General features: G+C 52.0%; 2 protein-coding genes and 2 rRNA genes (1 of these 4 running past the window's edge). All 4 read right to left on the reverse strand.

Features of this window, described 5'->3' with window-relative positions:
• Nucleotides 1-152: 152 nt before the first annotated feature.
• Nucleotides 153-1043, reverse strand: coding sequence for an adenylate/guanylate cyclase domain-containing protein (locus MPN23_RS10800; protein ID WP_243544209.1), 891 nt, complete (start codon nucleotides 1041-1043; stop codon nucleotides 153-155).
• Entirely contained in the window at nucleotides 1033-3594 is a 2562-nt protein-coding gene (locus tag MPN23_RS10805; protein ID WP_243544210.1) for a transporter substrate-binding domain-containing protein, read from the reverse strand. The genes MPN23_RS10800 and MPN23_RS10805 overlap by 11 nt, the downstream gene beginning before the upstream one ends.
• 150 nt (nucleotides 3595-3744) lie before the next feature.
• Nucleotides 3745-3859 (reverse strand): 5S ribosomal RNA (gene rrf / locus MPN23_RS10810).
• 45 nt (nucleotides 3860-3904) lie between these two features.
• Nucleotides 3905-6223, reverse strand: a 23S ribosomal RNA gene (locus tag MPN23_RS10815); it runs 623 nt beyond the window's last position.

Raw genomic sequence — 6223 nt, forward strand, 5'->3', positions numbered from 1 at the left:
ACATATAAAACCACCGGGCAGATCAATCCCACAGGAGTTCTGCCCGGCCAGCTTGCATGCGCGTGTTATCAAGTCTTGCAGGAAGATTTCATATCTGTCAACCGAATTCGGCCCTACCCAAGGCATGGGGGATATGGAGGATTGGCTTCGGTTCAGTTTTCAAGCTCCCTGGCCAGACTCCGCAATCGGGTCGAAAGGGACGTCCTTTCCTCAGGTGCCAGCTTGTCAAGTTCGACCAGGAGCTCAACCCCTTTTTGCGAATAGGAAACAATCCTGTCAGAACGTTGGCAGGTCTCGTTTCGCAACCCGGAAATGGCATAAGGGCGAATGGTCCGCCTGATGCCCTTGACGGAAATTCCTTCCCGCTCCTCGGCTTTCACGATGTCCTGAACCAGCGAATACGTTTCCGAGGAAACGAGCACCCCACCGGGATCCGCCTGCCCCTCAAGACGGGCGGCAAGATTCACTTCTCCACCGATTATGGTGTAGTCCATGCGGGCCTCGGACCCGAAATTTCCGACATTGCAGTAGCCAGTATTGATGCCGATCCGCATCTTGAACGGCTTGTCATATCCCATGCGATGCCACTTCCTTTCGAGCAGCTCCATGCGTTCCTGCATGGCGATCGCCATGCGAACACAAAGGATGGCGTCCTCCCTGATTCCCTTTGTCTCGGGATCACCGAAAAACATGAGCATGGCATCACCAATGAACTTGTCGATGGTTGCCCCGTACTTCAGGGCAATGGCCGACATTTCGGAAAAATAGCTGTTCAGCAGTGCTGTCAGGTCTTCCGGCTGCATGTCATCAGTGGTCTGCGTGAAATCCTTTATGTCAGAAAAAAAGACTGTCAGTTTTTTCCGTTCGGTTGTCAGAGCCACATCCCGATTTCCCATGAATATGGAATCATACACCTGCGGAGACAGATACTTCGACAATTTCGAGGAAAGCCCTTCCAGTGTCTGGTTCTTTTCGTCCAGGGACGAGAGGGTCTCGGCCAGTTCGGCTTGAGCCTTCTTTCGTTCCGAGATTTCACGTCCCATCCTTCTGTTCCACAGGACTATTCCCCCCGACAATCAGCAGGACGGCCCCGGAAATCGGCAGCACCCAGCAAAGAACCGTCCGCATGTCCAAACCGTGTTCGAACGTCAACGCCAGCCACTTCCCCTTGAATTCGGCTGCCTCTTCATCCGACACCACGCTCAGGGCCTTGTCCAGTATCTCCACCAGTTCGGGGTAATCCTTGCGTACGGCCATGGACAGTGACATTGCATAGTCGGTCGATGCTGCCACCTTGAGATTGGTCACCCCTGAGTGCTCGATGGCATAACCCCCTGTAGCCAGATCATTGATGAACCAGTCCACTTCTCCAAGAGAGAGGGCACGTATCGCCTCCTGAACCGTCGGGTAGAGAGTCAACTGCACATCCGGGAAATCGGTCTGCAGAAACTCCTGCGTGGCATAGCCCTGCACCACGGCCATTCTTCCTTTGAGCACATCGTGGATTCCTCCGATCAAGGGAGCTTCCTTGGCAGAATAAACAACGACGGGAAACGAGATGTATGGCTCCGTAAAATGCAGATACTTCTCCCTTTCCGGGGTACGCACAACCGAGGTAAGGACATCTATTCTTCCCTCCTTGGCATACTGAAGCACTTCTCCCCAGTTCAAACCTTTGGCAGGCTCCATGCCAATTTTGAGCTTGTCCTCGATAAAACGTGTGTACTCGAACGAGATTCCCTTGTATTCGCCGTCTTCATCCATGAACTCGAAAGGCGCGCTTTGCGTATCCACCCCAAGGACAAGCCTGGGATGAGCCTTCAACCATTCCCACTGAGCTTTCGACAGTGAAAATATCTTCTGCTTGAACCCGGAGGCATCCAGATATGTCGAAAGAATCCCTTCCTTTTCCTGCCTTGTGATCGCATCCAGCCCCTTTTGCAGAATTCCCTTGAGGATCGGATTGTCCTTGGCGACTGCGAAACGCAGCATGCCAGGAAGATCCGTCCGCCAAAGACTGACAAGTTTCAGATTCGGCAGGGTGAACTTCTTGATCAGGTAGGATGCCACAACCTGGTTGCCGATATATGCGTCAGCCTTGCCGGCAGAGACGGCTTCCAGAGCTTCCTGCGTTGTTTTCACAAGCAGCATGTTGATCTCGGGGCGATCATTTGGAAGATTTCGTGCAATTGCATAGCCGTCTTCCAATGCAACCGTCTTCCCGGCAAGATCTTCGACCTTTTCAATATCCTCTCTGTCTGCTTTCGTGAATATTGCCGAGTAGTACTCGATATACGGTTTCGTGAAAATGAAATGCTCTCGCCGCTTGGCGGTTTCATTCAATCCCGGAGCAACATCAAGCTTTCCCGCCTTGAGTTTCTCCATGTGCGCTCCCCAGTCGGTGTCGAAAACAGGATTGATTTCAAGACCGACCTTGCGGGCAGCCAGACGGATGAAGTCGGCGGCAATTCCTGCGTAGGAGCCATCTGCCATATGCATTTCAAAAGGTGGCCAATCCGGCGTCGAGGTCAATGAGATGAAAGGATGCTCCTGAATGAACTGTTGTTCCTCCCGGTTCAGCGCCCCTTTGGCACTCGACTCAGCGCGCTGGTAGTAACGGTCGGCCGGATTGGTGGTCCATCGTTCATCAAGGGCTGCCAGACACATTGAATCCAGACAGCGAAACCCCTCATTGATTTTCCTGAGGAGAGGCTTCCGCTCCTTGAGCACGGCAGCATGCACGGTATTCGAGATTTCCCGGGAAGCAACCCTCGAAACAAGCCCTTGCCAACCATATCGTGCCAAGCCTCGGGCAATGGTGGGGACTTCGTCAAAGGCAACACCTATTTCGGCGGAAACAAGAGCCGTAAGCAACGCATCGTGGTCTGCATATGCGACTATCCGCGATTTTGCGTAGTTGGCTTCCAGAAAATCATATTGATAGGTTCCGGCAACAGCCCCGATCTTGCTGTTCTGCGGTGCATCCTGGTCCGGAACCGCAGCATGCGTTCTCTGATGAAATGCACTTTTCACGGAATACAGGGCATCGGAAAAGGAAAGCCATTCTGCCCGCAAAGAATTCCTGAACAATCCGGAATGAACATCAGCCTTTCCGGACCGCACCATCTCCAACGTCTGTTCCCAGGTGCCGTAAACGAAATCGACTTCGACTCCGGTCTGTTCGGACCACAATCGCCACAGCTCCACCAGTATTCCTTCAGGCTCTCCATTCGGAGCAACAAACGACATGGGGGCGTACTGGCTATCGATGGCCACGACAAGACGCTCTTTTGCCAAAGAAGCGTTTGCACCAAGAACGACCACCAGAACAAAACTGCAAAAAATCGGTTTGATGCGGCACAAAATCACTGAAACCTCCGGAACCCGCCAAAACGGATAAGGCTTTTGCATGCTTAGAGGATTCAATATTACAAACCGACGATATTCACCAGTTAATATGCATTTTTGTGATGGGATGTGGTCTGCCACTCTCAAAGAATTCTGCGAACGCTCACGCCATTCCAGCCGAGGAAACAGCCGAGCATTCATGATACGGCGTGTCGTACGCCATTCCGGCAACGACCATTCCGCCAAGCATGGACTGCGTCACCTGAATCCTTGGGTCATGTTTTTTGCTGTCCACAACTCTGTAGCAGGATCAATCAGTGAGACCGCAGGCCGGGGCATTCCGGTCCCCCAAACGCAGAAAGGCCCCTCGCATGAGGGGCCTTTCTGAAAAAAAAGCCTTGGCGCCGACCTACTTTCCCACAGATAAGTCTGCAGTATCATCGGCGAAGGAGAGCTTAACTACCGAGTTCGGAATGGAATCGGGTGTACCCTCTCCTCTTTGGGCACCAAGGCAAAATATATAGTCAATAGGGGGAAGAGAGAATTCCTTTTGATGTTCAATAAGCCGCACGATCTATTAGTACCGGTTAGCTAAACGCATTGCTGCGATTACACATCCGGCCTATCAACCTTGTAGTCTACAAGGGATCTTCAGGGACCGAAGTCCAGGGAGAACTTATCTTGAAGCTGGCTTCCCGCTTAGATGCTTTCAGCGGTTATCCATTCCGAACGTAGCTACTCAGCAATGCGGCTGGCGCCACAACTGAAACACCAGAGGTTCGTTCACCCCGGTCCTCTCGTACTAGGGGCAACCCTTCTTCAATTCTCCTACGCCCACGGAGGATAGGGACCAAACTGTCTCACGACGTTTTAAACCCAGCTCGCGTACCACTTTAAACGGCGAACAGCCGTACCCTTGGGACCTGCTTCAGCCCCAGGATGTGATGAGCCGACATCGAGGTGCCAAACCGCGTCGTCGATGTGAACTCTTGGACGCGATCAGCCTGTTATCCCCGGCGTACCTTTTATCCTATGAGCGATGGCCCTTCCATTCGGAACCACCGGATCACTAAGACCAACTTTCGTTCCTGCTCGACATGTCTGTCTCACAGTCAAGCTCCCTTATGCCTTTGCACTCGACGGCTGGTTTCCAATCAGCCTGAGGGAACCTTTGCAAGCCTCCGTTACATTTTGGGAGGCGACCGCCCCAGTCAAACTACCCACCAGACACTGTCTCCACACCGGATAACGGCAATGGATTAGATACCTAGATCATCAAGGGTGGTATTTCAAGGGTAACTCCACGCACACTAGCGAGCACGCTTCAAAGTCTCCCACCTATCCTACACATGATAAACCAAATACCAATGTCAAGCTATAGTAAAGGTGCACAGGGTCTTTCCGTCCTTCCGCGGGTATCCAGCATTTTCACTGGAAGTTCAATTTCACTGAGTCTCTGGTTGAGACAGTGGGGAGATCGTTACGCCATTCGTGCAGGTCGGAACTTACCCGACAAGGAATTTCGCTACCTTAGGACCGTTATAGTTACGGCCGCCGTTTACTGGGGCTTCGGTTTAGAGCTTTGACCGAAGTCTAACTCCACCCCTTAACCTTCCAGCACCGGGCAGGCGTCAGTCCCTATACATCGTCTTACGACTTAGCAGAGACCTATGTTTTTAGTAAACAGTCGCCCCCCCCGATTCTCTGCGGCTCCTGAATGCTCACAAAGTAAATCCGATCACATTCGGGAGCACCCCTTATTGCGAACTTACGGGGTCATTTTGCCGAATTCCTTAACCAGAGTTCTCTCAAGCGCCTTGGTCTGCTCGACCCGCCCACCTGTGTTGGTTTGCGGTACGGTCTGCATGAGCTAAACTTAGAAGCTTTTCTTGGCAGCATGGAATCAACGACTTCCGTCGAGTAATGACTCGGCATCACGTCTCGGCATAAAGAAGATCGGATTTGCCTGATCCTCAAGCCTACACGCTTGCACCGGGATATCCAACACCCGGATCGTCTATCCTCCTGCGTCCCTCCATCGCACACTCATACAGGTACAGGAATATTAACCTGTTTCCCATCAGCTACGCTTTTCAGCCTCGCCTTAGGGGCCGACTTACCCTGGGAAGATTAACTTTACCCAGGAAACCTCGGGCTTACGGCGAATAGGTTTTTCACCTATTTTATCGTTACTCATGCCAGCATATTCACTTCTCATTAGTCCAGGATACCTCACGGTATCCCTTCATCCCATCTGAGAACGCTCCCCTACCGCTCGTAGATTAACTACGAACCCGAAGCTTCGGTACAATGCTTAGCCCCGTTACATTTTCGGCGCAGAATCGCTAGGCCAGTGAGCTATTACGCTTTCTTTAAAGGATGGCTGCTTCTAAGCCAACCTCCTGGATGTATCAGCAACTCCACCACCTTTCCCACTTAGCATTGATTTAGAGACCTTAGCTGTCGATCTGGGCTGTTTCCCTTTTGGCCATGGACCTTCGCACCCACAGCCTGACTCCCGGGCAACATCTTACGGCATTCGGAGTTTGATAGGGGTTGGTAACCTGGTAAGGCCCCTAGCCCTGTCAGTGCTCTACCTCCGCAAGATTCATTCCCGAGGCTATACCTCAATATATTTCGGGGAGAACCAGCTATCACCGGGTTTGATTGGCCTTTCACCCCTATCCACAAGTCATCCAAATCATTTTCAACTGATACTGGTTCGGCCCTCCACTTGATTTTACTCAAGCTTCAGCCTGCTCATGGATAGATCACCCGGCTTCGGGTCTACTCCGCAGTACTGGTCGCCCTATTCAGACTCGCTTTCGCTACGGCTACACTTACGCTTAACCTCGCACTACAGAGTAACTCGCTG

Origin of the sequence: Pseudodesulfovibrio tunisiensis, assembly GCF_022809775.1 — a bacterium.
Classification (GTDB): domain Bacteria; phylum Desulfobacterota; class Desulfovibrionia; order Desulfovibrionales; family Desulfovibrionaceae; genus Pseudodesulfovibrio; species Pseudodesulfovibrio tunisiensis.

Coding starts and splice junctions, on each gene's coding strand:
- MPN23_RS10800 (WP_243544209.1), bottom strand. CDS start 1,043: ATGGGACGTGAAATCTCGGAACGAAAGAAGGCTCAAGCCGAACTGGCC.